This is a genomic window from Pseudarthrobacter sp. NKDBFgelt (assembly GCF_046097905.1).
Lineage (GTDB): Bacteria > Actinomycetota > Actinomycetes > Actinomycetales > Micrococcaceae > Arthrobacter > Arthrobacter polychromogenes.
Genome location: NZ_JBJURL010000197.1, coordinates 1 through 672 on the forward strand (window position 1 = coordinate 1; position 672 = coordinate 672).

The window sequence follows — 672 nt, forward strand, 5'->3', positions numbered from 1 at the left end:
TAGGCTCATCTATTAGCGCAAGGTCCGAAGATCCCCTGCTTTCCCCCGTAGGGCGTATGCGGTATTAGCATTCCTTTCGGAATGTTGTCCCCCACTAATAGGCAGATTCCTAAGCATTACTCACCCGTCCGCCGCTAGCTCAGTTACCGAAGCAACATCGCCCGCTCGACTTGCATGTGTTAAGCCTGCCGCCAGCGTTCGTTCTGAGCCAGGATCAAACTCTCAGGTTGAAGTACTGAGTGTTGTCCAGCTAAGTCACAACGTTTGACGAGGAACCACGCTGCCCTGACCATCTCACGATGATCGAGCGGCGTATTCCTTGAAACGTATAACCGCCGAAGTCTCTGTACATGCCCCCAGCTAAAAGCCAGAGGCCGCAAGAACCCCGCCGACCACGTTTCTCTTTCTCAAGATCAACTTGTCAAACAGCCAGCACCCGGAAAAACCAGATGCGCACAGCCAAACGAGCATCCCCGCTCAGCCGCTTAAGTCCGCCACAACCGGCTCCGGTCGATCGCTCGACTTTGCCGCTCTTTTGAGACAGATATCCAGGCCGCCGAGGCCGTTGTTGGCCGCCCCGTCGTCCGGTGTGATGGCTATGTACTGCCGGGCCCTTGGGGTGTCAACGCGGGTTTTTCGAAAAACGTGCGGCCGAACCCCGACAGGACGGCT

1 rRNA gene is annotated in these 672 nt (G+C 56.5%); it reads right to left on the reverse strand.

The window, feature by feature from the left end:
* Positions 1 to 230: ribosomal RNA gene (locus ACKAE7_RS21125) — 16S ribosomal RNA — on the reverse strand; the annotation flags it as partial.
* Between the last annotated feature and the right edge of the window lie 442 nt (positions 231 to 672).